22 protein-coding genes and 3 pseudogenes are annotated in these 22886 nt (G+C 70.1%); 15 read left to right on the top strand and 10 right to left on the bottom strand.

Features of this window, described 5'->3' with window-relative positions; genetic code table 11:
* Positions 1–127: 127 nt before the first annotated feature.
* The 11 genes and pseudogenes from K6K41_RS15585 to yacG all read left to right on the top strand — a co-directional run bounded on the left by K6K41_RS15585 (position 128) and on the right by yacG (position 7058).
* Positions 128–670: a type II toxin-antitoxin system antitoxin SocA domain-containing protein gene (locus tag K6K41_RS15585; protein WP_261401282.1), complete on the top strand. Its 543-nt coding sequence runs from the start codon at positions 128–130 to the stop codon at positions 668–670.
* 1 nt (position 671) lies between these two features.
* Positions 672–1037, top strand: coding sequence for a hypothetical protein (locus K6K41_RS15580; protein WP_261401281.1), 366 nt, complete (start codon positions 672–674; stop codon positions 1035–1037).
* A 103-nt stretch (positions 1038–1140) separates the two neighbouring features.
* A pseudogene (murA, locus tag K6K41_RS15575) lies at positions 1141–2432 on the top strand (UDP-N-acetylglucosamine 1-carboxyvinyltransferase).
* A gap of 9 nt (positions 2433–2441) precedes the next feature.
* Positions 2442–2978, top strand: a complete 537-nt coding sequence (locus K6K41_RS15570) for a hypothetical protein (RefSeq protein ID WP_261401280.1) — start codon at positions 2442–2444, stop codon at positions 2976–2978.
* Positions 2979–3004: 26 nt separating this feature from the next.
* The gene (locus K6K41_RS15565; RefSeq protein WP_261401279.1) at positions 3005–3448 is read left to right on the top strand and encodes a DUF2948 family protein; all 444 of its coding nucleotides are present in this window, start codon (positions 3005–3007) and stop codon (positions 3446–3448) included.
* Positions 3449–3451: 3 nt separating this feature from the next.
* Positions 3452–4750 carry a histidinol dehydrogenase gene (hisD, locus tag K6K41_RS15560; RefSeq protein ID WP_261401278.1) on the top strand — a complete coding sequence of 433 codons (1299 nt, stop codon included), beginning with the start codon at positions 3452–3454 and terminating at the stop codon, positions 4748–4750.
* The gene (locus K6K41_RS15555; protein WP_378146078.1) at positions 4747–5247 is read left to right on the top strand and encodes a UPF0262 family protein; all 501 of its coding nucleotides are present in this window, start codon (positions 4747–4749) and stop codon (positions 5245–5247) included. The genes hisD and K6K41_RS15555 overlap by 4 nt, the downstream gene beginning before the upstream one ends.
* An 8-nt stretch (positions 5248–5255) precedes the next feature.
* Positions 5256–5722, top strand: a pseudogene (locus K6K41_RS15550) (arsenate-mycothiol transferase ArsC).
* Positions 5723–5945: 223 nt separating this feature from the next.
* On the top strand, positions 5946–6164 hold the full coding sequence (infA, locus tag K6K41_RS15545) for a translation initiation factor IF-1 (RefSeq protein WP_128777136.1): 219 nt from the start codon (positions 5946–5948) through the stop codon (positions 6162–6164).
* 35 nt (positions 6165–6199) lie between these two features.
* Positions 6200–6826, top strand: a complete 627-nt coding sequence (locus K6K41_RS15540; protein WP_261401276.1) for a Maf-like protein — start codon at positions 6200–6202, stop codon at positions 6824–6826.
* 4 nt (positions 6827–6830) lie between these two features.
* A complete protein-coding gene (gene yacG / locus K6K41_RS15535) occupies positions 6831–7058 on the top strand; it encodes a DNA gyrase inhibitor YacG (RefSeq protein WP_261401275.1) in 228 nt (75 codons plus the stop codon).
* A 152-nt stretch (positions 7059–7210) separates the two neighbouring features.
* Here the strand turns inward: yacG and K6K41_RS15530 are convergent, their stop codons facing one another.
* Positions 7211–8920 carry an AsmA family protein gene (locus K6K41_RS15530; protein WP_261401274.1) on the bottom strand — a complete coding sequence of 570 codons (1710 nt, stop codon included), beginning with the start codon at positions 8918–8920 and terminating at the stop codon, positions 7211–7213.
* Between the two features lie 170 nt (positions 8921–9090).
* On the opposite strand from K6K41_RS15530, the gene K6K41_RS15525 reads away from it, so the two are divergent.
* The 3 genes from K6K41_RS15525 (at position 9091) to K6K41_RS15515 (ending at position 11990) form a co-directional block, all read left to right on the top strand.
* A complete protein-coding gene (locus K6K41_RS15525; protein ID WP_261401273.1) occupies positions 9091–11055 on the top strand; it encodes an acetoacetate--CoA ligase in 1965 nt (654 codons plus the stop codon).
* A 172-nt stretch (positions 11056–11227) separates the two neighbouring features.
* On the top strand, positions 11228–11773 hold the full coding sequence (locus K6K41_RS15520; protein ID WP_261401272.1) for a DUF1697 domain-containing protein: 546 nt from the start codon (positions 11228–11230) through the stop codon (positions 11771–11773).
* Positions 11774–11804: 31 nt separating this feature from the next.
* The gene (locus K6K41_RS15515) at positions 11805–11990 is read left to right on the top strand and encodes a hypothetical protein (protein WP_261401271.1); all 186 of its coding nucleotides are present in this window, start codon (positions 11805–11807) and stop codon (positions 11988–11990) included.
* A 193-nt stretch (positions 11991–12183) separates the two neighbouring features.
* On the opposite strand, the pseudogene K6K41_RS15510 reads toward K6K41_RS15515, so the two are convergent.
* From K6K41_RS15510 to K6K41_RS15495, 4 genes and pseudogenes are all read right to left on the bottom strand, one after another.
* Positions 12184–12995 (bottom strand): annotated as a pseudogene (locus tag K6K41_RS15510) (Bug family tripartite tricarboxylate transporter substrate binding protein).
* A gap of 167 nt (positions 12996–13162) precedes the next feature.
* The gene (locus K6K41_RS15505) at positions 13163–14434 is read right to left on the bottom strand and encodes a nicotinate phosphoribosyltransferase (protein WP_261401270.1); all 1272 of its coding nucleotides are present in this window, start codon (positions 14432–14434) and stop codon (positions 13163–13165) included.
* A 280-nt stretch (positions 14435–14714) separates the two neighbouring features.
* Complete coding sequence (locus K6K41_RS15500) at positions 14715–15035, bottom strand: heavy metal-binding domain-containing protein (RefSeq protein ID WP_261401269.1); 321 nt, start codon at positions 15033–15035, stop codon at positions 14715–14717.
* 78 nt (positions 15036–15113) lie between these two features.
* Positions 15114–15314 carry a hypothetical protein gene (locus K6K41_RS15495; RefSeq protein WP_261401268.1) on the bottom strand — a complete coding sequence of 67 codons (201 nt, stop codon included), beginning with the start codon at positions 15312–15314 and terminating at the stop codon, positions 15114–15116.
* 16 nt (positions 15315–15330) lie between these two features.
* Here K6K41_RS15495 and K6K41_RS15490 point away from each other — a divergent pair, with 16 nt between their 5' ends.
* Positions 15331–15672 carry a hypothetical protein gene (locus K6K41_RS15490; RefSeq protein WP_261401267.1) on the top strand — a complete coding sequence of 114 codons (342 nt, stop codon included), beginning with the start codon at positions 15331–15333 and terminating at the stop codon, positions 15670–15672.
* A 21-nt stretch (positions 15673–15693) separates the two neighbouring features.
* On the opposite strand, the gene K6K41_RS15485 is transcribed toward K6K41_RS15490, so the two are convergent.
* The 5 genes from K6K41_RS15485 to htpX form a co-directional block, all read right to left on the bottom strand.
* On the bottom strand, positions 15694–16470 hold the full coding sequence (locus tag K6K41_RS15485) for an SGNH/GDSL hydrolase family protein (RefSeq protein ID WP_261401266.1): 777 nt from the start codon (positions 16468–16470) through the stop codon (positions 15694–15696).
* Between the two features lie 230 nt (positions 16471–16700).
* Positions 16701–18287, bottom strand: a complete 1587-nt coding sequence (gene purH, locus K6K41_RS15480) for a bifunctional phosphoribosylaminoimidazolecarboxamide formyltransferase/IMP cyclohydrolase (RefSeq protein ID WP_261401265.1) — start codon at positions 18285–18287, stop codon at positions 16701–16703.
* A gap of 238 nt (positions 18288–18525) precedes the next feature.
* On the bottom strand, positions 18526–19185 hold the full coding sequence (locus K6K41_RS15475) for a heparinase II/III domain-containing protein (RefSeq protein WP_261405751.1): 660 nt from the start codon (positions 19183–19185) through the stop codon (positions 18526–18528).
* A gap of 1186 nt (positions 19186–20371) precedes the next feature.
* The gene (locus K6K41_RS15470; RefSeq protein WP_378146079.1) at positions 20372–21742 is read right to left on the bottom strand and encodes an RsmB/NOP family class I SAM-dependent RNA methyltransferase; all 1371 of its coding nucleotides are present in this window, start codon (positions 21740–21742) and stop codon (positions 20372–20374) included.
* Positions 21739–22791: a zinc metalloprotease HtpX gene (htpX, locus tag K6K41_RS15465; protein ID WP_261401264.1), complete on the bottom strand. Its 1053-nt coding sequence runs from the start codon at positions 22789–22791 to the stop codon at positions 21739–21741. Before htpX ends, K6K41_RS15470 begins: the two co-directional genes overlap by 4 nt.
* Between the last annotated feature and the right edge of the window lie 95 nt (positions 22792–22886).

Below are 22886 nucleotides of genomic sequence, written 5' to 3'. Positions count from 1 at the left end.
GCGCCAAGCGTCTCAAACGCTTGCATGGAAATCGGCCCGCCGACGCTGCGGCAGCGTCAAAGCGCGAGTCAGATCAACGACTTACTAAGCTATTGTTTTTAAAAGCGTAATCTGACATTATCCGCAGATGGACGGGACCCCACGCTATCTGCCGAATGTCGCCAAGGCGCTTGAGGTCGCGCTTTGGATCGCTACCGATCAGCCGAAGATCGACATCTACCATCTGGTGAAGGCGTCTTATTTCGCTGACAAGCACCACTTGGCGGAGCATGGCCGCCCGATAATGGGCGATGCGTATCAGGCGGCTTGGTTCGGGCCTTTGCCTCAGGTCATTTATAATCTGGTCCGGCATGAGCCGATGGAACTGCTTGCGCTCGGTAATCACGGGCCGCTGCCGATTCGACTCGACGACGATAAATGCGTTCTTGCCGAGCGAAGCGCGAACCTTTCAGCGCTGTCGGAAAGCGACGTCGTTTCTTTGCGTCATGGGGTCGACCACGTGAAAGCGCGGTCGTTCAGGGATCTCTACCGAGAGACCCACGCTGACCCCGCATATCGCAACGCTAAGGGCGGGTTGATCGACTATCGCGACTTTCTCGACGAGGCAGATCCAGATCGCGAGGCCAAGGCCGCCTATATAGCTGAAGCCGCGCCGCACGCTGTGTTCTGATATGGAGCTTCGGCCCGGCGACGTCGTCCGGATCTGGGATCGCTCGACGACACCCGAGAAGGTGAAACGGCATATCTGCGTTTGCCCCGAAGCGCAGTTGTTTCTACGCATCAACTCGAAAGCTTACTGGCCGCCCTATCACGTGCTCTATGCTGACGAGTGCGACTTCCTAGACCACGACAGTTATGTGGAGCTGCAGCAACTTTGGCATCATGTGCGCTCCGAGGTCCGGAGCGTCGAGATTATCGGCAGGCTTACGTCGAGGCAGACGGATGCGCTCTGCGAGTCCGCCGCCGCCGCTCCGACGCTGAACGCAAACCAAAGAGATCTCATCCGGGACAGGCTGGCTCCGACCGACGGCGCGTGACATGGCCCGTCGCCGTTGCGCCCCCGGGGCGCACGGGCTAGACCCCAGAGATTCGCGCGCGGCGTCCCCCCGCGGCTCCCCCCGCAACTCCCTGAGGACATCGATGGACCGCATCCGCATCGTCGGCGGCGCCAAGCTCGAGGGCCGCATCCCGATCTCCGGCGCGAAGAACGCCGCGCTGCCGCTGATGATCGCGAGCCTTCTGACGCCCTACACGCTCACCCTCGACAACCTCCCCCGCCTCGCCGACGTGGTGCTGCTGAAGCGCATCCTCGGCAATCACGGGGTCGAGGTCACCGTCGCGGGCAAACGCGCGTCCCAGGACGAGTTCGAGGGCGACAGCGTGCGCCTCACGGCCGGCGAGATCGTGGACACCACCGCGCCTTACGATCTCGTCTCCCGCATGCGCGCGAGCTTCTGGGTCATCGGCCCGCTCCTCGCCCGCATGGGCGAGGCCAAGGTCGCTCCCGGGCGGCTGCGCGATCGGCACGAGGCCGGTCGACTTCTTCCTCGACGCCTTGAAGGCGCTCGGGGCCACGATCGACATCGAGGCCGGCTACGTGCTCTCGAAGGCCCCTTCGGGCGGGCTCAAGGGGCGGACGCATCACCTTCCCGAAAGTCTCGGTCGGCGCGACCCATGTGGCGCTGATGGCCGCGAGCCTCGCCAAGGGCGAGACCGTGATCGAGAACGCCGCCCGCGAGCCCGAGATCGTCGATCTCGCCGACTGCCTGATCAAGATGGGCGCGAAGATCGAGGGCGCGGGCTCGTCCACGATCCACATTCAGGGCGTCCCCTCGCTCTCGGGCGCGCGCCATTCCGTCCTGCCGGACAGGATCGAGACCGGCACCTACGCCATGGCGGTGGCGATGACCGGCGGCGACATCACGCTCGAAGGCGCGCGCCGCGACCTGCTGGGCTCCGCGTTCGACGTGCTTGAGGAGGCCGGGGTCACGGTCGAGGTCACCAATGACGGCGTGCGGGTGGGCCGCAACGGCGCGGGCCTCAGGCCGATGAACGTGACAACCGAGCCGTTCCCGGGCTTCCCGACCGATCTTCAGGCGCAGCTGATGGCGCTCGCCTGCCGGGCCGAGGGCTCCTCGAAGATCACCGAGACGATCTTCGAGAACCGCTTCATGCACGTTCAGGAGCTCGCGCGCTTCGGCGCGAAGATCCACATCGACGGCCGCACCGCGACCATCGAGGGCGTCGACACGCTGAAGGGCGCGCCCGTGATGGCGACGGACCTGCGCGCCTCGGTGTCGCTGGTGATCGCAGGCCTCGTCGCCGAGGGCGAGACGATCGTGAACCGCGTCTATCACCTCGATCGCGGCTTCGAGCGGCTCGAAGCCAAGCTCTCGCGCTGCGGCGCGACCATCGAACGCCTGACGGGCTGAGGACGCGCGATGGCGGTCCTCTTCGAGGGCGAGCTCTTCGCCGACTACCACCAGATCTACGTCGCGGACTCCAAGCTCGACTTCGTCGCCGACTATCCGACGCAGTGGACCGACGAGATCCTGGCGCAGGGCGTCAATCCCGGCCCCGGCGTCGTCATCGTCTGCACCGCCCGCGACATGAACACGGCGTTTCGCGTCGAGCTCCACGAGTCCGAGCCGGCGATCGACCTCGACGCCGCCGACCATGCGGCGGAGTGCGGCATCGTCACCGCGGGCGAGATCATCGTCGGCGGCTGCACCTCCCACGAGGGCCAGGACTCGCCGATCGCCGTGCCCGCGGGGCCCTTGCGCGCCCTCGTCGTCGAGCGGCTTCGGAACGATCAGCGAGGACCGGTTCGACGGCGACGACCTCTACGTGGTCCACCTCTGGCCCGGCGAGAGCGCTGGCGTCGTGGTCCGCAAGCAGTGGAAATGGCTCTGACCGGTCGACGCGATTGCGTCGCGGATGCGCCCCGGCTACCTCTCAACCGACCTCGCCGAACCTGATCCACGCTCAAGCCGCATCGAGTTCCATGCCCGACCCTTCCGCCGACGCGCCCCTGCGTCTCGTCGCCCTCGACGCCGAGGATCTCGAGGTGCTGTCGGCGCATCTTCAGGACTTCGTCGTGCGGGTGGGCGACCTCGTCTTCCTTCCGCGCGACAAGCGCTTCGCATTCGTGGGCAACCGGATCGACCGCAGGGTCGACGGCGAGACCCGCCGCCGCCGCGCCGCCGGCCATTTCGACCGCGTGCTGAAGGTTTCGGCCAGGGGCGTCGACCGCTCCGCGCCCGAGACCGTGCTGAACCTTCTGGCGATCGCGTTTTCGCCGTCCGAGGAGCCGTCGGGCGTCGTCGAGCTGCTGTTCTCGGGCGGCTCCTCGCTGCGCCTCGAGGTGGAGTGCATCGAGGCGCAGGCCGCCGACCTCGGCCCCGTCTGGGCCGCCAAGGCCTCGCCCGCGCATGAAGGAGAGGCCTGATCCATGGCCGTGAGGCTCTCGTCCAAGGACGCCGATTTCGAAGCCCGCTTCGCGGATCTGCTCGCGCAGAAGCGCGAGGTCTCCGAGGACGTCGACCAGGCGGTCGCCGCCATCCTCGACGACGTGCGAAAGCACGGCGACGCGGCGGTGATCGACTATTCGAAGCGCTTCGACCGCATCGACCTCGACAAGGTCGGCATGAAGGTCACGGCCGCGGAGATCGCGGCGGCCCGCGCCGAGTGCGATCCCGCGACGCTCGACGCGCTGACGCTCGCCCGCGACCGCATCGAGGCCCATCACGCCAAGCAGATGCCGTCGGACGAGACCTATATCGACCCGATCGGCGTCGAGCTCGGCCATCGCTGGACCCCGCTCGATTCGGTCGGCCTCTATGTGCCGGGCGGCACCGCGGCCTATCCGTCCTCGGTGCTGATGAACGCCGTTCCCGCCAAGGTCGCGGGCGTCGCGCGGCTTGCGATGGTGGTGCCCTCGCCTGACGGCAAGCTCGCGCCGCTGGTGCTCGCGGCCGCCGAACTCGCGGGCGTCGACGAGGTGTTCCGCATCGGCGGCGCGCAGGCCGTCGGGGCGCTGGCCTACGGCACCGAAACCGTCGCGCCCGTCGCCAAGATCGTCGGCCCCGGCAACGCTTATGTGGCGGCCGCCAAGCGGCGCGTGTTCGGGACGGTCGGCATCGACATGATCGCCGGCCCCTCGGAAGTGCTGGTGGTGGCGGACGGATCCGCGAACCCCGACTGGATCGCCGCCGATCTTCTCGCGCAGGCCGAGCACGACGCCTCGGCGCAGTCGATCCTCATCACCGACGACGAGGCGCTCGCCGCCGCCGTCGAGCGCGCCGTCGAGGGCCAGCTGAAGACGCTGCCGCGCGAAGAGATCGCGGGCGCGAGCTGGCGCGACCACGGCGCGGTGATCGTGGTCGCGGCGATCGACGACGCCGTGCCGCTCGCCAACCGCATCGCGGCCGAGCACCTCGAAATCATCGCGGAGGACGGCGACCGCCTTTCCCGCGAGATCCGCCACGCCGGCGCGATCTTCCTCGGCGGCCACACGCCGGAGGCCATCGGCGACTATGTGGGCGGTTCGAACCACGTGCTGCCGACGGCGCGCACCGCGCGGTTCGCCTCGGGGCTCGGCGTGCTGGACTTCGTGAAGCGCACCTCCATCCTGCGTTGCGGGCCGGAGCAGCTTCGGCTGATCGGCCCGGCCGCGATCGCGCTCGGCGAGGCGGAGGGGCTCCAGGCCCACGCCCGCTCCGTCGCGATCCGCATGAACCCCGGCGGCTGAAGGAGCCTGCGATGACGGACGGAGCGAACAACCACCGCCTCGTCGCCGTCACGCTCGACGGCGGCTCGATCGGCGCGGCCGCCTCGCCCGACGCCGAGCACGAGCGCCGGGTCGCGATCTACGACCTCATCGAGGACAACAGCTTCGCGCCGGAGGGCGGCCATCAGGGGCCCTTCACGCTGCACATCTCGCTCGTCGACCAGAAGCTCTCGCTGAAGGTCGCGCCGGAAGGCGGCGAGGAGGCGATGACGCATCTCCTGTCGCTGTCGCCCTTCCGGAAGATCCTCAAGGACTACTTCTTCGTCTGCGAGAGCTACCGCGAGGCGATCCGCTCCGCGAGCCCCGGCCAGATCGAGGCGATCGACATGGGCCGGCGCGGGCTGCACGACGAGGGCGCGGACGTGCTGGTCGAGCGCCTCAGGGGCAAGATCGCGATCGACAAGCAGACCGCGCGGCGTCTCTTCACACTGATCGCAGCCCTGAGCTGGAAGGGCTGAGGCGGGCCATGGCGGACGACAGCCCGCCGGGACAGTCCCGACCTCAATCGGTGCTCTTCATGTGCGGGCAGAACGTCATCCGGTCGGTGATGGCCGAGATGCTGGCCCGGCACTATTTCGGCCGTTCGCTCTACGTCGCCTCGGCGGGCGTGAGGCCTGGCGAAAACGATCCGTTCGTATCGGCCGCGCTCGACGAGATCGGCCTCACGATCGGCAAGCACCGGCCGCATTCGCTGGAAGACCTCGAGGACCTCAACTTCGACCTGATCGTCACGCTTGCGCCGGAGCCCACCACGCGGCGCTCGACCTCACCGCGCGCTACGCCGTCGAGGTCGAATACTGGCCGACGGTCGACCCCACGATGTTCGCCGGCGGATCGCGCGACCAGACGCTCGAAGCCTACCGCAACGTCCGCGACACGCTCGACGACCGCATCCGCGACCGCTTCCGCTTCGCGGCCAAGGCGCGGGTCTGAGACGTCGAAGCGACGTCCGGCGCTTGGCGTTCGCGGCCCCGGCGCCTATCTCAGGCTGTCGCCGCGCGCCGGCCGCTGTTGTGGCGGCGGGCCGTTTCGGCTATCAGGCCTCAATTCTCCGTCCATCGCACGAGCCCGCTCCGTCGAGCCGCGCGCGCCGACCGACGGCCTTTCAACCGGTCATCTGGGGCGACCGGACAGCGACACGACACATCGAGACCACATGTCCAAAGAAGAACTGCTCGAATTCCCGGGCACCGTCATCGAATTGCTGCCGAACGCGACCTTCCGCGTGAAGCTCGAGAACGACCACGAGATCATCGCCCATACGGCGGGCCGCATGCGCAAGAACCGCATCCGCGTTCTGGCCGGCGACAAGATCCTCGTCGAGATGACGCCCTACGACCTGACCAAGGGCCGCATCACCTACCGGTTCAAGTGAGCGGTCGCTGACGCGACGCGCCGTACGGGACGCCCATGGCCAAGGACCGCCCGAAGCTCGTCCTCGCCTCCGCGAGTCCGCGCCGCCTCGCCCTGCTCGAGCAGATGGGCGTGACGCCCGACCAGCTTCTGCCGACATCGCTCGACGAGACCCCGCGCCGCAACGAACGGCCGCGCACGCTCGCGCTGCGGCTCGCCGAGGAGAAGGCGCAGGCCGCCCACCGGATGATCGGCCAGGATCCGGCGCTCAAGGGCGCGCTGATCCTCGCGGCCGACACCGTGGTCTCGGTCGGTCGCCGCATCCTGCCCAAGGCCGAGACGGTGGAGGAGGCGACGGGCTGCCTCGAGCTGCTGTCGGGCCGCGCCCACAGGGTCTCGACGGCGCTGTGTCTCACCACCGTCAAGGGCTCGTTCCGCAGCCGCGTGGTCGAGACCCGTCTGCGCTTCAAGCGTCTGTCGGATCTCGAGATCGAGGCCTATGTCGCGGCCGGCGAATGGCGCGGCAAGGCCGGCGGCTACGCGATCCAGGGCCTGGCCGGCTGCTTCGTGGCCAAGCTTTCGGGCTCCTACGGCGCGGTGGTGGGCCTGCCGCTCTACGAGACCGCCAATCTTCTGGTCGGCGAAGGCTATCCGATCCACAAGGATTGGCTCGCGCGGAGCTGAAGCGATGAGCGAGCCGCCCCGCCCGACCGACTCGCGACCGGCCAAGCCCCCAAGGCCCTGCCCGATCTGCCGCAAGATGTCGCTCGCGCCCTATCACCCGTTTTGCTCGAAGCGCTGCGCCGACGTCGACCTGTCGCGATGGTTCGCGGGCGTCTACGCAGCGCCTGCGGCCGAGCAGGACGACGACGAGACCGAGACGCCGCCGCGGGCCCTCGACGAGGGCGATCGTTAAGGCTTGATGATTTCAAGTCGGACCGCTGCGTCATGCCCGAGCTTTGCTCGGGTATCCACGACTTCGGCGTAGAGCTGGACGATCCAGAAAGTCGTGGATGCCCGGCTGCCGCCGGGCATGACGACGGTGAGCCGGATCGACCTCAGAAAAGCCTAGCGCTCGAGCTTCGACGCCTCGCCGCGCGGCGCGCGGCCGGAGAGGTCGGGACGGAGCTTGGGCGCGAACAGCGGCCCCTCGACGCGCACAGGCAGCGTCCAGCCGCCCTCGGACGGCTTCACGAAGCCCTGGAGCGCGACCGTGCGCTCGATCAGCGACGCCTCGCCCGCCAGCGCGAAGGAGGCGCGCGGCCCCTCGACGGTGACCGGATCGGCCTTGGCCACGCCGTTGGCGACCGTCATCCGCGCCTCGGCGCGCGAGAACGCGATTTCGCCCGTCAGGCCGGCGAGCGCGAGCGTGCGGCTGCGGCTCACGCGCTCCAGCGCGCCATCGGCGAGACGCGCCTCGATGCGGCCGGCGAGCGCCGCCGCGAGCTCCACCGGCGAGGCCCCGCGGCCCTCCAGCGAGATCTCGGCCGTCATGCGGCCGGCGATCGGCTTGCGGCCGAACACAGCCTCCAGCGCGTCGCCGAGCGCGACGTCGCTCGCCGCGCCCTCGACGCGCATCACAGCGCCGTCCCCGTCCGGTTCGAGCGACAGCCGGCCGCCGACCGCGCCGCCATAGGCCGAGGCCTCGCCGATCGAGAGATCAAGGCCGCCATTCGCCACCACGGCCGTCACCGCAGGCTGCTCCAGCCTGAGGCCGCCGAGCCTCAACGCGTCGGCCGAGAGCCTGAGATCGAGCGTCCAGCCCCGCAGGCTGCCGAAATTGAGCGAGGCGACGCTCCAGCGGCCGTCGTCGGCGAGCGCGTCGGGGGCGACGAGGTCGAAATAGGGGCCGAGATCCACCGATCCCGCGTCGAGCGTCGCCTCGACCGCGAGCCCGCCCGCGCCCGAGGTCAGCCGCCCCGCCCCGAGAAAGGTCTCGCCGCCGAGATCAAGCTCGGCGTTGGAGATCTGGAGCCCGGCGCCGTCGAGCTGGCCCTGGCCGGCGAACGACACCTCCGCCCCCAACGCGCGGTCGAGCCGGGGGCCGAAGCCGAACCAGCGCAAGGTCGAGGAGAGGGCGTCGGCCCGGAAGCTCACGTCGCCCGTCAGCCGGACGCCCGCGCCGTCGTCGACCGCCTCGCCGTCGAACAGCACGCGCGCGCCGCCGCCCTCGAACCGGCCGCGGAACGGCGAGCTGTCGCGCCGCGCGAACGCGCCGACGTCGGCGAGCTGAATCATGCCCTCGACCTGCCGGTCGGCGAAGCGGCCGTAGCCCGACAGCGCGAGCGGCCCGCCGTCGCGCGGCAGCGCGAGCCCGGCCTCGATCTTGTCTACCACCCGGCCGCGCCATTCGAGGCGGCCGTCCGCGAGACGGATGGCGGGCGGCGTCGCGGCGGTCCGCGCCCTCAGCGCGGTCGCGACATTGGCGAAGGGCGCGCGGTCGAGCGCGATCTGCGGCTGGTCGAACGTCACTTCCGCGAGTTCGATCCGGCCCAGCAGCAGAGCCGAGAGGCTGATGCGCCCGACGAGCCCGCGGGCGGCCGCGAACGGCGCCTCGCCGGGGCGCGCGAGGCTCACCCCGTCGACCCGCACCCGCGGCGACGGGAACAGCTCGACCGCGGTCGCGCCGTTGACGCGGACCTCGAGTCCGGTGGCGTGCTGGAGTTCGGCGATCAGCCGGTCTCCCGCTCCGTCGAGCGGCGCGCGAGAGACGGCGAACGAGGCGGCCGCGGCCGCGATCGCCACGGCCCCGGCCAGACCAAGGGCGGCGCGACGCATGTTGCGGGCTCCTCCGCGAGCGATTCTCGAACCGCTCGACGTGCTGGCAGGCCGCCGCTTATATCGCAGCGCACCGCACTGGCCAACTTTGAGGCGCCGAACGCCGTTACCGACCTCGCCGCCGCGCCTATAACGAGCCCGAAGCCCACTCGCCTCAACGGATTTCGCCCATGACCGAAGCGCCCGCCAGCCCGCTCTGGGCCCCGTCTCCCGAACGCGCGGCGGCGAGCAACACGGCGCGCTTCGCAAGGGAAGCCGCGCGTCGGTCGGGCCGGACGCTCGACGATTTCCCCGCGCTGCACGCCTGGTCGATCGAGGACCGCGAAGGGTTCTGGGACCTCGTCTGGGATTTCTGCGGGATCATCGGCGAGAAGGGCGAGGGCGTGCTTGAGAACGGCGACGCCATGCCCGGCGCGCGGTTCTTCCCCAATGCGAGCCTCAACTACGCCGAGAACCTGCTGCGACGTCGCGGGAGCGATGACGCGCTTGTGTTCCGCGGCGAAGACAAGGCCGAAGCGCGGCTCTCCTTCGACGAACTCCGCGCGCTGGTCTCGCGCATCAGCCAGGCTCTGGAAGCGGCGGGCGTGGGCGAGGGCGACCGCGTCGCCGCCATGATGCCGAACCGGCCCGAGACCATCGCGTTCCTGCTCGCGGTCGCCTCGCTCGGCGCGATCTGGTCGTCCTGCTCGCCGGACTTCGGCGAGCGCGGCGTGCTGGACCGCTTCGGCCAGATCGAGCCGAAGGTGTTCGTGACGGTCGACGGCTATTGGTACGCCGGCAAACGAATTGAAATCGCCAGCAAGCTCAAGCCGATCGTCGACCAGCTGCCGACGGTCGCGAAGACGGTCGTGGTCCCCTATCTCGGCGCCGCCGACGAGGTGGCCGGCGGCCTCAAGAACGCGGTCTCGCTCGACGGCTTCCTGGAGGGCTTCGAGGCCAAGGAGCCGACGTTCAAGCCGATGCCGTTCTCGGCGCCGCTCTACATCCTGTTCTCGTCCGGAACGACCGGCGTGCCGAAATGCATCGTGCATTCGGCCGGCGGCAGCCTGCTCCAGCTCGTGAAGGAGCATGTGCTGCACGCCGACGTGCGGGAAGGCGACCGCGTCTTCTACTTCACCACCTGCGGCTGGATGATGTGGAACTGGCTGGTCGCAGGCCTCGCCGCCGGCGCGACGCTGCTGCTGTTCGACGGCTCGCCGTTCCATCCGAGCCCCAACGTGCTGTTCGACTTCGCCGACGCGGAGGGCATGACGTTCTTCGGCACCTCGGCCAAGTGGATCGACGGCGTGAAGAAGCAGGCTCTTCGGCCCCGCGACACCCACAGCCTCGAGACCGTGCGCGCCATGGCCTCGACCGGCTCGCCGCTCGCCGACGCGAGCTTCGACTGGGTCTATGAGGCGGTGAAGACCGACATCCAGCTCGCCTCGATCTCGGGCGGCACCGACATCTGCTCCTGCTTCGTGCTCGGCAACCCGATGCAAGCCGTCTGGCGCGGCGAGATCCAGGGGCCGGGGCTGGGCTTGGCCGTCGCGACGCTGGACGACGACGGCGAGCCGATGGCGCGCGGCAAGGGCGAGCTCTCCTGCGTGAAGGCCTTTCCCGCGATGCCGATCGGTTTCTGGAACGATCCGGACGGCGAAAAATACCACGCGGCCTATTTCGACCGGTTTCCGAACGTCTGGGTCCATGGCGACTTCGCCGAGTGGACCGAGCATGGCGGCATGATCATCCACGGCCGCTCGGACGCGACGCTCAATCCCGGCGGGGTGCGCATCGGAACGGCGGAGATCTACGCCCAGGTCGAGAAGATGGAGGAGATCCTCGAGGCGCTCTGCATCGGCCAGGATTTCGACGGCGACGTCCGCGTGGTGCTGTTCGTGCGGCTCAAGGAGGGCGTCGTTCTCGACGACGATCTCATCAAGCGCGCCAAGACCAAGATCCGCGAAGGCGCCTCGCCGCGGCATGTGCCGGCCAAAATCGTGGCGGTGAGCGACATTCCCCGCACCAAGTCCGGCAAGATCGTCGAGCTCGCGGTGCGCGAGGTGGTGCATGGCCGCCCGGTGAAGAACAAGGAGGCGCTCGCCAACCCCGAGGCGCTCGACCTGTTCGCCGACCTCGAGGCGTTGAAGGGCTGAGACCGCCGTCATCGCGAACTTGGGCGCGGGAGCCTCACCCGGTCATCCCGGGCCTGACCCGGGATCCAGAATCGACGCCGGCGCACGAGTTTGCTGGCGGTCGTGTTCATGGATCCCGGCTCTTCGGCCGGGATGACGGCGGCGGCTCCTCCGCAAGGCTTGGGAGAAACGCATGCCTGTCTTCGTCGCGCTCATCCGGGCGATCAATGTCGGCGGAGCGGGCAGGCTCCCGATGGCGGAGTTGCGCGCCGCCTGCGAGGCCGCAGGGCTCCAACGCGTCGCGACCTATGTGGCGAGCGGAAATCTCGTGTTCGAAACCGGCCTCTCCGAGCAGGAGGCCAAGGCGCTGCTCGTCGAGCTTCTGCGCGAGCGTTTCGGGCTGACGCAGAACCACGTGATCCTGCGAACCCATGGGGACCTCGCTGAGGCGATCGCCCAGAACCCCTATCCCGAGGCGGCGTCGGCGCGGCCGAACCTGCTGCATGTGGCGTTTCTGGAGGACGAGCCCCGCGCCGGCGCAGCTGACGCGCTCGCCGGCTGGGAGGGACCCGAGCGCGGGCGGCTCGACGGGCGGCGCGCCTATCTCGATTATGAGGGCGGGGCCGGCCGCTCGAAGCTGACGCCGGCCGTGCTCAACAAGATGTTCGGCTGCCGCCACACGAGCCGCAACTGGAACACGGTGCGGAAGCTCGCGGAGATGGCGGCGCCGTCGGGGTGATCGGATGACGCGCGAACAGGCCGAAGCTTTGATGAAAGGCCTTCTGGCGCTCGGCGATGCGATGGACGCAGTCGGCGTCGCCCTCGACGCGCTCGGCGACACTGAGGAACGAGCCGCGCTCCGCAGGCCGCTCGGCGGAATGATGGCGGACCTCTACATCGAACTGCAGCATCCGATCATCGAGCAGTTTCCGGATCTCGACCCGGACAAAAGCTGAGAGATCCGGACGCTCGGAAGGCGCCGCCTGACGTTGAGGACCCGCGCCTGCCCCCTCCACCACCCTTCGGGTGGTCCCCCTCCCCGCTTCGCGGAAGAGGATTAAGAAGCTGCGCCGCTCGTGCGCGGATCCTCCCCTGCGCAGCGGGGGAGGGGGACCGTGCGGAGCACGGTGGAGGGGGCGAGCGCCGCCCCTACTCCAGCCTCGCCCCCGACAACCTCACCAGCTCCTTCCAATACGGGTTCTGGTCCGCGATCACGCTTGTGAAGGCTTCCGGCGAGGCGTCGACCAGCGGCGTGAAGCCGCCGGGCTCCAGCTTCCCGCGCACGCCGGCGTCGGCCATCGCGTCCCTCGCCGCGGCGAAGATCGCGTCTCGCGCCTCCTCCGGAAGGCCCTTCGGTCCGGCGAGCGCGTACCAGGTCTGGATGTCGACCTCGCCGAGGCCGATGTCGGAGAACTCCTTCATGGAAGGGACGTCCGGAAACGCCGCGATGCGCTCGAGCGAGCCCACGCCGAGCGGAACCACCCGGCCGTCGCGCACCAGCGGGGCGAGCGCCGGGGTCACGTCGAACATGATGTCGATGACGCCGCCGAGCAGATCGACGATCGCAGGGCCGCCGCCCTTGTAGGGCACGTGCAGGATCGAGGCGCCGGTGCGCGCCTTCACGAGCTCGATCCCGAGATGGCTGATCGTGCCGACGCCCGACGATCCCATCCGCGTCTCGTCGGGATGGGCGCTCGACCACGCGATCATGTCGCGGAACGAGCCCCAGCGCTTCGCGCCCGCCGCCTCCTTGTTGGCGACGCACAGGATCGTGCCGGTGGCCAACCGGGTGATGGGGGTCAGGTCGGCGTCGGGATCGTAGGGCAGCGCTCGTAGAGGTATTTGTTCGCGATCATCTGGGTGACGTTGAGGAGGCCGAGCGTCTCCCCGTCGGGCGCGGCGCGGGCGAGCGCGCCGGTCCCGATCGAGCCGCCGGCTCCGCCGCGGTTCTCCACCACCATGGTCTTGGCCAATCTCGGCTCCAGCGCCCCGGCGATCAGCCGTCCCAGAATGTCCACCGCCCCGCCGGGCGGATAGGGCACGATCAGCGTCCCCGTGGCGGCCCGGGCCGGCGAGGCGGCGAGCGCGGCCGCGGTCAGCGCCAGAAGCGTCCGGCGGTCGATCGCCGTCATGGCGTCCGCCTGTTCAGCTTCAGGAACTCGCGGCCGACCTTCACGAGGTCGAAGCTCTTCCAGCCGCCCTGCCCGTCCGGCAGTTCGTAGCGCACGATGTCGGCGGTGGCGTAGGCGCGCGAGAGCCGCGAGGGCAGGAACGAGCCGGTGCCCACCATGTCGACCGGGACCGAGAGATTGCCGAACACCCGGCATTTCAGCGTGTCGAAGCCCGAGGAGGCGACGATTCTCGGCTCCTTGAACCCGGCGTCGTCCAGCGCCTTGCGGAAGGCGATGACGGCCGCCGCGGTGACGCCTGTGCCGAACAGGAACTTGTCGCGCACCTCGTCCGAGGTCATGCCGTCGAGCTCCTCGAGGTCGAAGCCGGCGAGCGCGAGCTTGGCCACCTCGCCCGGCGTGTGACGGTGGGTCCACTTCATGAGGGTTTTGACGCTCTCGTCCCAGTCGAGCCCCTCGAGATGACGGCCGCCATGGGTGTCGATGCGGAAGGCGAGGCGCTTGCCCGAGGCTGCCGAGCCGTCCTCGCCATAGAACCAGCGGCAGACCGCGAGGGCGTCGCTGACCTCGCGGCCGTCATAGTCGACCAGCACCGTGTAGCTCGCCTCGTCGGGAAACTGGGCGACGTAAAGCTTCGTCGCCTCCAGCGTCGCGCTTTCCGCCGCGGGGTCTCGGTCCTCGGCGAGCATCCGCGCCTTGGCGTAGCCGATCAGCGAATGCGGCATGGTGCCGATGCCGCGCGGGGTCTCGAACAGCGGCGCGGCGAGATCGGTGGACGTGCCCACGAACCCCTTCGCGCCCATCAGCTTGGCGATCCTCGAGCCGACCGACGCGCCATAGGAGGCGGACAGATGCATGTCGTCGCCGCTGGTGTGCCGCGCCTCCATGGCCATGAACTCGGTCTCGGGCAGGGCCCGGCACATCGCGAAGGCGTTGTAGGCGGAGACGCAGGAGAAGCCGACGCGTTGCAGCAGCAAGGTCTCGATCGGCGAGAGCGCGACGAGCGAGCCGGCGACGTAGAGCATCGGCTTTCCCGAGGCGAGCAGCGCGCCCTCAGGCGCGGGCCGCGTGATCTCGAGCGGGATGGCGGCGGCGGCCGGATAGGCCTCCTGAAGAAACGCGATCGCCCGGTCGAGGGCGACGACGGCGTCGGAGCGCAAGAACACCGCATAGGTGACGCGCGCGTCGCCGAGGCCTGCGACGATGTCCGCGGTTTTCAGGAAGTAGGCGTCGGCGCGCTCGGCGACGTAGGGCGCGGCGGCGGCTGTCATCGATGCGGGCGCTCCGGATCATCGGGAAGGGTAGCCGCATTTTCGGGCGCGAAACGCTTCAGGCAATGGCCGTTCAGCATCCCTCCCCTGAGACAGGGGAGGGTAAGGGTGGGGCGGGTCTCAGGGAAGGCGCGACGGATCCCGACTGCGTGCTTCGAGACGCGCCTTCGGCGCTCCTCAGCATGAGGTCGGTTGAGCAATACAAACAGTCCTCATGCTGAGGAGCCCGCCTGAAAGGCGGGCGTCTCGAAGCACGCAGTTCATTTCCGCTCGGCCGCCCTCACCCGAGCGTCACCGCGGTGCCGGACGCCGTCACCATCAGCATGGAGCCCTCCTTGCCGACGGTTTCGTAGTCGAGATCAACGCCGATCACCGCGTTGGCGCCGCGGGCGCGGGCCTCCTCGACCATCTCCTCGATCGCGATGTCGCGGGCGCGCTTCAGCTCTTTCTCATAGGACCCCGCTCGGCCGCCCACGACGTCGCGGATCGCCGCGAACATGTCGCGGAAGATGTTGGCCCCGAGGATCGCCTCGCCGGAGACGAGCCCCTGATACTCGACGATGCGGCGGCCCTCGACGGTGGTGGTTGTGGTCACCAGCATGCGTGTCTCCCTGACGGATCGGCGTCGCGCGGGACATAGGTCTGCGGCGCCCGTCCGTCGCCCCGCGAAGAAGCGCTTTCACGCAGGAATTTTCCGCGGCGTCATGATGCCTGCCCGGCGTGATGGGCGCGTCATCGCATTCCGCGGCCTGTCCAGGGTCGCGACGTTTTCCACGCGATCCAGGACGCTCCCCATGCCCAGCCAACGATTTTGGCCCGCTTTTTTCTGCGCGCTCGCGACGACGGCGGTCGGCGCGCCGGCTCGGGCCGCGGAGTTCACCGTCTTCGCCTCGCCGATGCTGGGCTACGTCATCGACGCCAACGCCACGTGCTATCTCAGCAATGTCGGCAAGCGCACGGTGAGGGTGAAGGGCCAGCGCATCCTCGACTCTTCGGGAGCCGTGCTGACCCCGGACGCGACCACCTGCGGAAGCCCGGAGGGCTTCGACCTCGCCCCCGGCGCGACCTGCTACCTCGGGCGCAACACCACCGTGTCTCCGCTCGCCTGCGGAGCGTTCGTCAGCAACAGCACGTTCATGCGCGGCACGCTCGAATGGCGAAAGGCGCCGACGGACGCATCATACGCGGTCGGCCGGATCGAGCTGACGGCCAAGACAAGCTCCGCGCCGGTCGACTGACCTCGCCGCCGGGCCCGCCGCTCAGGTGGGGCGATGCGCCTCGGCGATCGCCGGCGGCAGCGGGGCGAGCTTGCGGTCGAGCGCCTCGGCGAGGAACGCGCCGACGCAGGCGTGGCCCTCGTCGTTCATATGCAGGCGATCCTTCGAGATCATCGCCGCGCCGCCGGCCTTGGCGACCGCGCGCATGGCGTCGAAGCGGCGCGCCACCGGCACGCCGGTTTCGGCCGAGATCTTGGTGATGGCCTCGAGATAGGGGCTGTAGGCGGCCTCGTCCTGGGGAACGTATTGCGGGTCGAGCAGCGCGACGTCGACGCCGGCCGCGGCGATGTCCGCGAGGCCCTCGCGGGCGGTGTTGGTGAAGGTCGCGAGGTCGATCTTGCGATAGACGTCGTTGGTGCCGATCTGCCAGATCACGAGGTCGGGCTTGGCGGCCGCGACTTCCTTGGCCATGCGGGCCTCGGCGCCGAGCGAGGTCTCGCCGCCCACGCCCTTGGCCACCACGTCGACCTCGACGCCCGGCAGACGCCGCTCGAGCTCGGCCTCGAGGCGCTTGGTGTAGCTGCGGGCCGGTTGGGTGGCGCCGACGCCCGCGGTCGAGGACGAGCCGACGACCAGGATCCTGAACGGATCGCCGTCCTTCAGATGCCTGGCGGCGCGGTCGAGCTTGCCCTGAAGCGAGAGAAACTGGTCAGCCACCTTGCAGGGGGCGACGAGAGGCTCGGTCGAGGCCGAACCCGCGACGGCGGCGAGCAGAACGAACGACAGGCCAAGACGGGCGATCGACACGGCGGACGTCATCAGGCGGGTTCTCCACCAACAGAGACATCGGGAAAAGGCGTTGCGCCTCAATGCGAAAGGGTCCCCCGATCCCTGAAGTGGCGTTTAGCACGCCAAGCCCGGCGGAGTCAGGTCCGCAAGACTACGTATGATCACATGATCATTAGGAGGCGAGCGACGAACAGGCGCGACGCCTGCCGGTCCCTCTCCCGCTCGCGGGAGAAGGAAGCGGAAAGCTCCGTGCGCTTTCCTCAGTGCCGGAAATGCCTCACGCCCGTGAACACCATCGCGAGACCGGCTGCGTCGGCGCGGGCGATCACCTCGTCGTCGCGCATCGAGCCGCCCGGCTGGATCACCGCGGTCGCGCCCGCCTCGATCGCGGCGTCGAGGCCGTCGGCGAAGGGGAAGAAGGCGTCGGAGGCGACCACCGACCCCCGGGTCAGCGGTTCCGAAAGACCTGCGGCCTCCGCCGCGTCGCCCGCCTTGCGGGCGGCGATGCGGGCCGAGTCCACGCGGCTCATCTGGCCTGCGCCGACGCCGACCGTCGCGCCGTTCCTGGCGTAGACGATCGCGTTCGATTTCACGTGCTTGGCCACGCGGAACGCGAATCGCAAATCGGCGAGCTCCTGCTCGGTCGGCGCCCGCTTGGTGACGACCGTGAGCTCGCGGTCGTCCACCACCGCGTCATCGCGTGACTGCACCAGGAAACCACCCGCCACCGTCTTGATCGAAAGGCCTTTTGCGCGCGGATCCGGCAGGTCGCCGGCGACGAGGAGGCGGAGGTTTTTCTTCGCCGCCACGATCGCGCGGGCGTCCTCGTCGGCGTCCGGCGCGATGATCACCTCGGTGAAGATCTCGACGATCTTCCTCGCGGCCTCCGCGTCGAGCCGCCGGTTCAGCGCCACGATGCCGCCGAAGGCCGAGACCGGATCGCAGGCCAGCGCCTTCTCATAGGCCTCGGCGAGGCTCGCGCCCTCCGCCACGCCGCAGGGGTTGGCGTGCTTGACGATCACGCAGGCGGCGGTGCGCTTGGGATCGAACTCGCCCACCAGCTCATAGGCCGCGTCGGTGTCGTTGATGTTGTTGTAGGACAGCTCCTTGCCCTGGAGCTGGGTCGCGGTCGCGACGCCGGGCCGGAGTTCGGCCGAGCGGTAGAAGGCCGCCTGCTGGTGCGGGTTCTCGCCGTAGCGCAGCCCTTGCGCCAGCGTCCCGCCGAGCGCGCGGAACGCGGGCGTCGTCTCGCCGGCGACGCCCGAAAGCCAGGTCCCGATCGCCGCGTCGTAGGCGGCCGTGCGCGAAAACGCCTTGGCGGCGAGGCGGCGGCGGAGCGCCGCGGTGGTCGCGCCGCCATGCGCCTCCATCTCGGAAATGACCGCGCCGTAATCGGCGGGCTCCACCACTACGGTGACGAAGGCGTGGTTCTTGGAGGCGCCGCGGATCATCGCCGGGCCGCCGACGTCGATGTTCTCCACCATGTCGTCGAACTCGGCCTTGCGGGCGAGCGCGGCCTCGAACGGGTAGAGGTTCACGACCAGAAGATCGATCGGCGCGATGGCGTGGTCGGCCATCGAGGCCTCGTGGCCGGCGTCGCCGCGGATCGCGAGCAGCCCGCCATGAACCTTCGGGTGCAGCGTCTTCACCCGCCCGTCCATCATCTCGGGGAACCCGGTGAGGTCCGAGACGTCCTGAACCTCCAGGCCCGCATCCGCGATCGCCTTGGCGGTGCCGCCGGTCGAGACCAGCGCGACGCCGAGATCGGACAAGGCGCGCGCGAAGTCGATCAGGCCGGTCTTGTCGGAGACCGACAGGAGGGCGCGGGCGATGGGACGTTCGGACATTTGTGGCTCCGGGGGGCGGCGTCGGGGGAGCCGGTAGCACTTTGGCGCGGGGGATTGAAGCCGTAGCGGGTCCGGTTCCCCCTCCCCCTTGCGGGGAGGGGTGGTTCCGAAGAAGGCGAAGAGCGCGATGCAGCTCTAAGCCGACAGCCAGCGCTCCATCCTGAACCACCCCCACCCTCACCCTCCCCACAAGGGGGAGGGAACGGGAAGGCCGCGCCTCATTCCGGCGCCGCTGTCCTTAAAGCGGCAGCGCGTCGAACTCTTCGGCCACAGGCATCCGGCGCTTCGGCGCGGGCTCGCCCGGCAACCGCTCCAGCGTCCAGGCGATCGAGGGCGCGCCGCGGGCCGTCGCGTGGATCACCGCCTGCTCGGAGCGCCGCGCGCCATGGGCGGAGGCGAGATAGACGCTCTCCTCGAGCGTGACCGAAAAGCACGGAGAGGCCAGCGTCCAGCCGACGCCGCTCGGAAGCTGAAGCACCACGCCCTGGCCGTCCTGCCGCTGGCTGGCGCGCACCGACGGATGCAGGTGAAACCGCACCGCGACCTTCGGATCGCCCTCGATCGTCCGCCCCTCGACGGCGCGGAACAGGTCGACGCCCGACAGCGTGCGGCCGTCCGGCGACAGCGTCAGCGCCCGCTCGTGGACAAGGCCGAAGCGCTCGACATAGCCGTCATGGCTCGCCGTCACGGTCACGCCGCGGTCGTCGGTCGCGCGGCGCGCCTCCACCTTGGACGGTCCGTGGGTGATGCGCGCGCCGATGAAGTGCCGCAGACCGTCGGGCGCGAAGCGGCACGAGGAGGCCTCGCCCACCGTCGCGGTCGAATGGGCGGCGGTCGCGCGCGCGGCGTCCTCCCAGTCCTTGCGGCCGAAGCGCGGCGCGCCGCAATTGACGACGATGCGCTCGGCCCCGCTCGAAAACTCGAACGAGAGACAGCCCGCATGGGCCTCCGACGACAGCGCGAAGGCGCGGCGCGCCGGCGTCGATCAGCGCGAGCGCCTCGCCCGCCGCGACGCGCTGGTAGCCGGAGTGCGGCGCGTCGTCGACCGGCAGCCCGCGGGCGTCGTCGTAAGCCAGGATTGTCGCCACGAGATCGGTCGGCGTCGGGCCGGCGCCGTTGAACTGCGCGAAGTCGCCGTCGCCGTGGCGGAAGAAGCGCAGCATCGGCGTCATGCGGTCGATCGCGGTGAGAAGCTGCTGCGGCGGCTGGGCGTTGCGCGCGGCGAAGGCCTGCCGCAGCGGCAGGAAATCCAGCAGCAGGTCGATGAGCGTCGCAGGGTTGCGGGAGGCGTGGCCGCCATCGGCGAGGATCTGGCGGTCGATCTCCTCGCCGAGCGACCGGGAGGCCGATTTGAGCAGCCGCGCCTCGCCCGCAAGGCACAGGCCCGCATAAGCGAGCGCCGCCTCGCATTGCAACCGCGGCGCCCCGTCGGAGGCGGAGGAGGCGATCGAGCCGAGCTGCCGCGCCTGGCGCGCGAGGCTCTTCAGGAAGCGCCGGTAGAAGGCCCGGTCCGCCCCGTCGAGGATCAGCGGCGAGTGGCAGAACCACGAGATCAGCCGCCGCGCCTGCGTGGCGGGGGCGGCGGCCGCGGCGTCTCGTCCTGCGCGGGTCGTCATCCACTCGTCGACGAGCGAGCGGGCGTTGGCGCGCGCGAGCGCGGTGTCGGCGGCGCGCAGGTGCCGCAGCCAGCCGAAGCCGTGGAGGGCCGAAGCCCATTCGCGCGTCGGCGGCTCGATCAGGAAGGGCGAACCGCCCCCGACCTCGACGAGCCTGCCGGCGAACGCGAAGGTCCCGGCATAGATCTCGCCGGCGCGGGTCGGGTCGGTGGTGCGAAGGTCCTGCGGGGCGATCAGCAGCTTTTCAGGCGTGCGCCCGGCGCTCGCCAGCGGCGCGCGCGTGAGCGCCGCAAGACGGCGCCGCCCCGCGCGCGCGCCCTCCGCGGCCACATACCCGGCGAGGCGGAGATTTTCGCCGAGCCCGGCCAGCCGACTGCTCCCATGATCTGCGCGGCCGCCCCCGGCGACCGTCGCGAATCATCGCATACCAGCGCGGTCATGTCGCGATTCGTCGACGCGGACGGCGCGTCAGCCCACGCGCAGCCGGGCCGCGAAGAAGCCGTCGAGACCGGACATCCGGGCGTCCGCGCCGACGAGGTGGCAGGGCAGCGTGCGCACGAAACCCTCCGCGGTGATCGCCTCGGACAGGCCCGGCAGCTCCGCCTCGGCGACCGGCTCGACCGACACGCGCGCATCGCGGGCGAGCAGCGCGGCGATCTGGTTCTCGCCCTCCTCCGGCTCGAGCGAGCAGGTTCCGTAGACGAGCACCCCTCCGGGCTTCACCAGCTTCACGGCGGCGTCGAGGAGCTGCGCCTGAAGCTTGGCGAGCGAGGCGACCTCGTGCTCGCGCTTCATCCAGGCGACGTCGGGATGGCGGCGGATGGTGCCGGTCGCGCTGCAGGGCGCGTCGAGCAGGACGGCGTCGGCGGGCTCGAGCGCGATCGAGGCGGCGTCGCCGACCCGTGCGGAGGCCGAGAGCTTGAGACGCGCGAGGTTCTGGTTGAGGCGGGTCAGGCGTTCGGCCGACTTGTCGACCGCGACCACCTCGGCGCCCGCCGCGGCGAGCTGGGCCGTCTTGCCGCCCGGCGCGGCGCAGAGGTCGATCGCGGTCTTGTCGGTCAGGTCGCCGAAGAGGCGCGCAGGGATCGCGGCGGCGGCGTCCTGCACCCACCACTGGCCGTCTCCGAAGCCCTCGAGATCCGGGATCGCGCCATGGGCGGCGAGCCGCACGCTCCCGGTCGGAAGAACGACGCCGCCGAGCCGCTCGGCCCATCGCTCGGGCTCGGACCGCACCGTCAGGTCGAGCGCGGGCTCGCAGACCAAGGCCTCGGCGATGCGCGCGACGGCGTCGGCGCCGTAAGCGCGCTCCCATCGGGCCTTCAGCCAGGGCGGGAGGTCGCCCCCCGGCTGCGGCTCGGGCGCGCCCTCGGAGGCGATCCGGCGAAGCACGGCGTTGGCGAGACCGGCGAAATGGCGCGCCTCGGGATCGGCGCGCACGGACGCGACGCCGAGGTCGACCGCCGTGTGGGCGGGAACGTCGAGATAGAGCGCCTGGGCGGCCGCGGTGGCGAGGATCGCCTCGAGCGATCCGCATTTCTTCGGAAGTCCGCGCTCGAGCTTTTCGGCGATGAGCCCGCGCAGCGTTCCGAAGCGCCGCAGCGTCACCCCGGCGATCGCGCGGGCGAGCGCGCGGTCACGCGGGTCGAGGGCGCGAAAGCCCGACGGATCATGCTCGGCGTCGAGCGCGGCGTCGAGCGCGCGCGTTCGGGTCAGCGCGGCGTCGACGAGCTTGGCGGCGGCGCGGCGCGGGGCGAGGCCCGGCGGGTCCGGCTGCGGCTGACGCGACGACGGGCTCGGCCGCCGGACGGGCCCCCGCCCGCGGATCGGAGGGGGGGTCAGGCCCAAGGTCCTTCGCGACGGTCTCCGGACCTGCCCCAGGGGTCGGACGAGCGGTCCTGGCTTTTGGCCGGACGGCCGCCCCAGGGACCCGAGGACTGCTGGCCGTTCGCCGCGCCGCCCCACGGGCCCGCCGCAGGCGGAGTGTTGGCCTCGTAGCGCCGGGGCTCGGGCGCCTGCTGCGTCCAGCCGGCCGAACCCATGGAGCGGGAAAGCTCCATCAGAGCCGCGATGCGGTTTCCGGTGTCCGGATGGGTGGAGAACAGATTGTCCATGCGCGCGCCCGAGAGCGGATTGATGATGAACATATGCGCGGTCGCCGGGTTGCGCTCGGCCGCGTAGTTCTCGGTGTGCGCGGCCTCGCCCGCGATCTTCTGCAGCGCGCTCGCGAGCCAGTCGGGCCGGCCGCAGATCTCCGCGCCGATCTTGTCCGCCTCGTATTCGCGCGCGCGGCTGATCGCCATCTGCACGATCATGGCGGCGATCGGCGCCAGGATCGCCATCGCGATCGTGCCGACCACGCCGAAGGGGGAGCCGCCGTTCTCCCGGTTGCCGCCGCCGAAGAACATGCCGAAATTCGCCAGCATCGAGATCGCGCCGGCGATCGTCGCGGTGATCGTCATGATCAGCGTGTCGTGGTTCTTCACATGCGCGAGCTCATGGGCCATCACGCCCGCCACCTCCTCGCGGGTCAGCGAGTTGAGCAGGCCCGTGGTGGCCGCGACTGCGGCGTTTTCGGGGTTCCGGCCGGTCGCGAAGGCGTTCGGCTGGTCCTCGTGCATGATGTAGACCTTGGGCATCGGCATGCCGGCGCGCTGCGCGAGCTCGCGGACCATGCCGTAGAATTCGGGGGCGGAGCGTTCGTCCACCTCCTCGGCGCCGTGCATCGACAGCACCATGTTGCCCGAGTTCCAGTAGCTGAACGCGTTCATGCCCAGGGCGACGACGAAGGCGATCATCATGCCGCCCTTGCCGCCGATCAGGAAGCCGACGCCCATGAACAGCGCGGTGAGGCCTGCGAGCAGGACCGCCGTGCGGAAGTAGGAACTCATCGGGCTTCGGTCTCCAAAACATCGCGGGTCGCGCGGGGGCCGCGCCGCACCTATATGTGCAGCCTTCCCCGGCGCCGCCAGCCGGACCATTCACG

The organism is Chenggangzhangella methanolivorans (assembly GCF_019797865.1).
Classification (GTDB): Bacteria; Pseudomonadota; Alphaproteobacteria; order Rhizobiales; family Methylopilaceae; genus Methylopila; species Methylopila methanolivorans.
The sequence above is the reverse complement of the archived record's forward strand: the minus strand, read 5'-3'. Positions and strand labels throughout refer to the sequence as shown.

What these genes read in the sequence shown, in the direction of transcription:
- K6K41_RS15585 (WP_261401282.1), top strand. Translation starts at nt 128, where the DNA reads ATGGACGGGACCCCACGCTATCTGCCGAATGTCGCCAAGGCGCTTGAG.
- K6K41_RS15580 (WP_261401281.1), top strand. Translation starts at nt 672, where the DNA reads ATGGAGCTTCGGCCCGGCGACGTCGTCCGGATCTGGGATCGCTCGACG.
- K6K41_RS15570 (WP_261401280.1), top strand. Translation starts at nt 2,442, where the DNA reads ATGGCGGTCCTCTTCGAGGGCGAGCTCTTCGCCGACTACCACCAGATC.
- K6K41_RS15565 (WP_261401279.1), top strand. Translation starts at nt 3,005, where the DNA reads ATGCCCGACCCTTCCGCCGACGCGCCCCTGCGTCTCGTCGCCCTCGAC.
- hisD (WP_261401278.1), top strand. Translation starts at nt 3,452, where the DNA reads ATGGCCGTGAGGCTCTCGTCCAAGGACGCCGATTTCGAAGCCCGCTTC.
- infA (WP_128777136.1), top strand. Translation starts at nt 5,946, where the DNA reads ATGTCCAAAGAAGAACTGCTCGAATTCCCGGGCACCGTCATCGAATTG.
- K6K41_RS15540 (WP_261401276.1), top strand. Translation starts at nt 6,200, where the DNA reads ATGGCCAAGGACCGCCCGAAGCTCGTCCTCGCCTCCGCGAGTCCGCGC.
- yacG (WP_261401275.1), top strand. Translation starts at nt 6,831, where the DNA reads ATGAGCGAGCCGCCCCGCCCGACCGACTCGCGACCGGCCAAGCCCCCA.
- K6K41_RS15530 (WP_261401274.1), bottom strand. Translation starts at nt 8,920, where the DNA reads ATGCGTCGCGCCGCCCTTGGTCTGGCCGGGGCCGTGGCGATCGCGGCC.
- K6K41_RS15525 (WP_261401273.1), top strand. Translation starts at nt 9,091, where the DNA reads ATGACCGAAGCGCCCGCCAGCCCGCTCTGGGCCCCGTCTCCCGAACGC.
- K6K41_RS15520 (WP_261401272.1), top strand. Translation starts at nt 11,228, where the DNA reads ATGCCTGTCTTCGTCGCGCTCATCCGGGCGATCAATGTCGGCGGAGCG.
- K6K41_RS15515 (WP_261401271.1), top strand. Translation starts at nt 11,805, where the DNA reads ATGAAAGGCCTTCTGGCGCTCGGCGATGCGATGGACGCAGTCGGCGTC.
- K6K41_RS15505 (WP_261401270.1), bottom strand. Translation starts at nt 14,434, where the DNA reads ATGACAGCCGCCGCCGCGCCCTACGTCGCCGAGCGCGCCGACGCCTAC.
- K6K41_RS15500 (WP_261401269.1), bottom strand. Translation starts at nt 15,035, where the DNA reads ATGCTGGTGACCACAACCACCACCGTCGAGGGCCGCCGCATCGTCGAG.
- K6K41_RS15490 (WP_261401267.1), top strand. Translation starts at nt 15,331, where the DNA reads ATGCTGGGCTACGTCATCGACGCCAACGCCACGTGCTATCTCAGCAAT.
- K6K41_RS15485 (WP_261401266.1), bottom strand. Translation starts at nt 16,470, where the DNA reads ATGACGTCCGCCGTGTCGATCGCCCGTCTTGGCCTGTCGTTCGTTCTG.
- purH (WP_261401265.1), bottom strand. Translation starts at nt 18,287, where the DNA reads ATGTCCGAACGTCCCATCGCCCGCGCCCTCCTGTCGGTCTCCGACAAG.
- htpX (WP_261401264.1), bottom strand. Translation starts at nt 22,791, where the DNA reads ATGAGTTCCTACTTCCGCACGGCGGTCCTGCTCGCAGGCCTCACCGCG.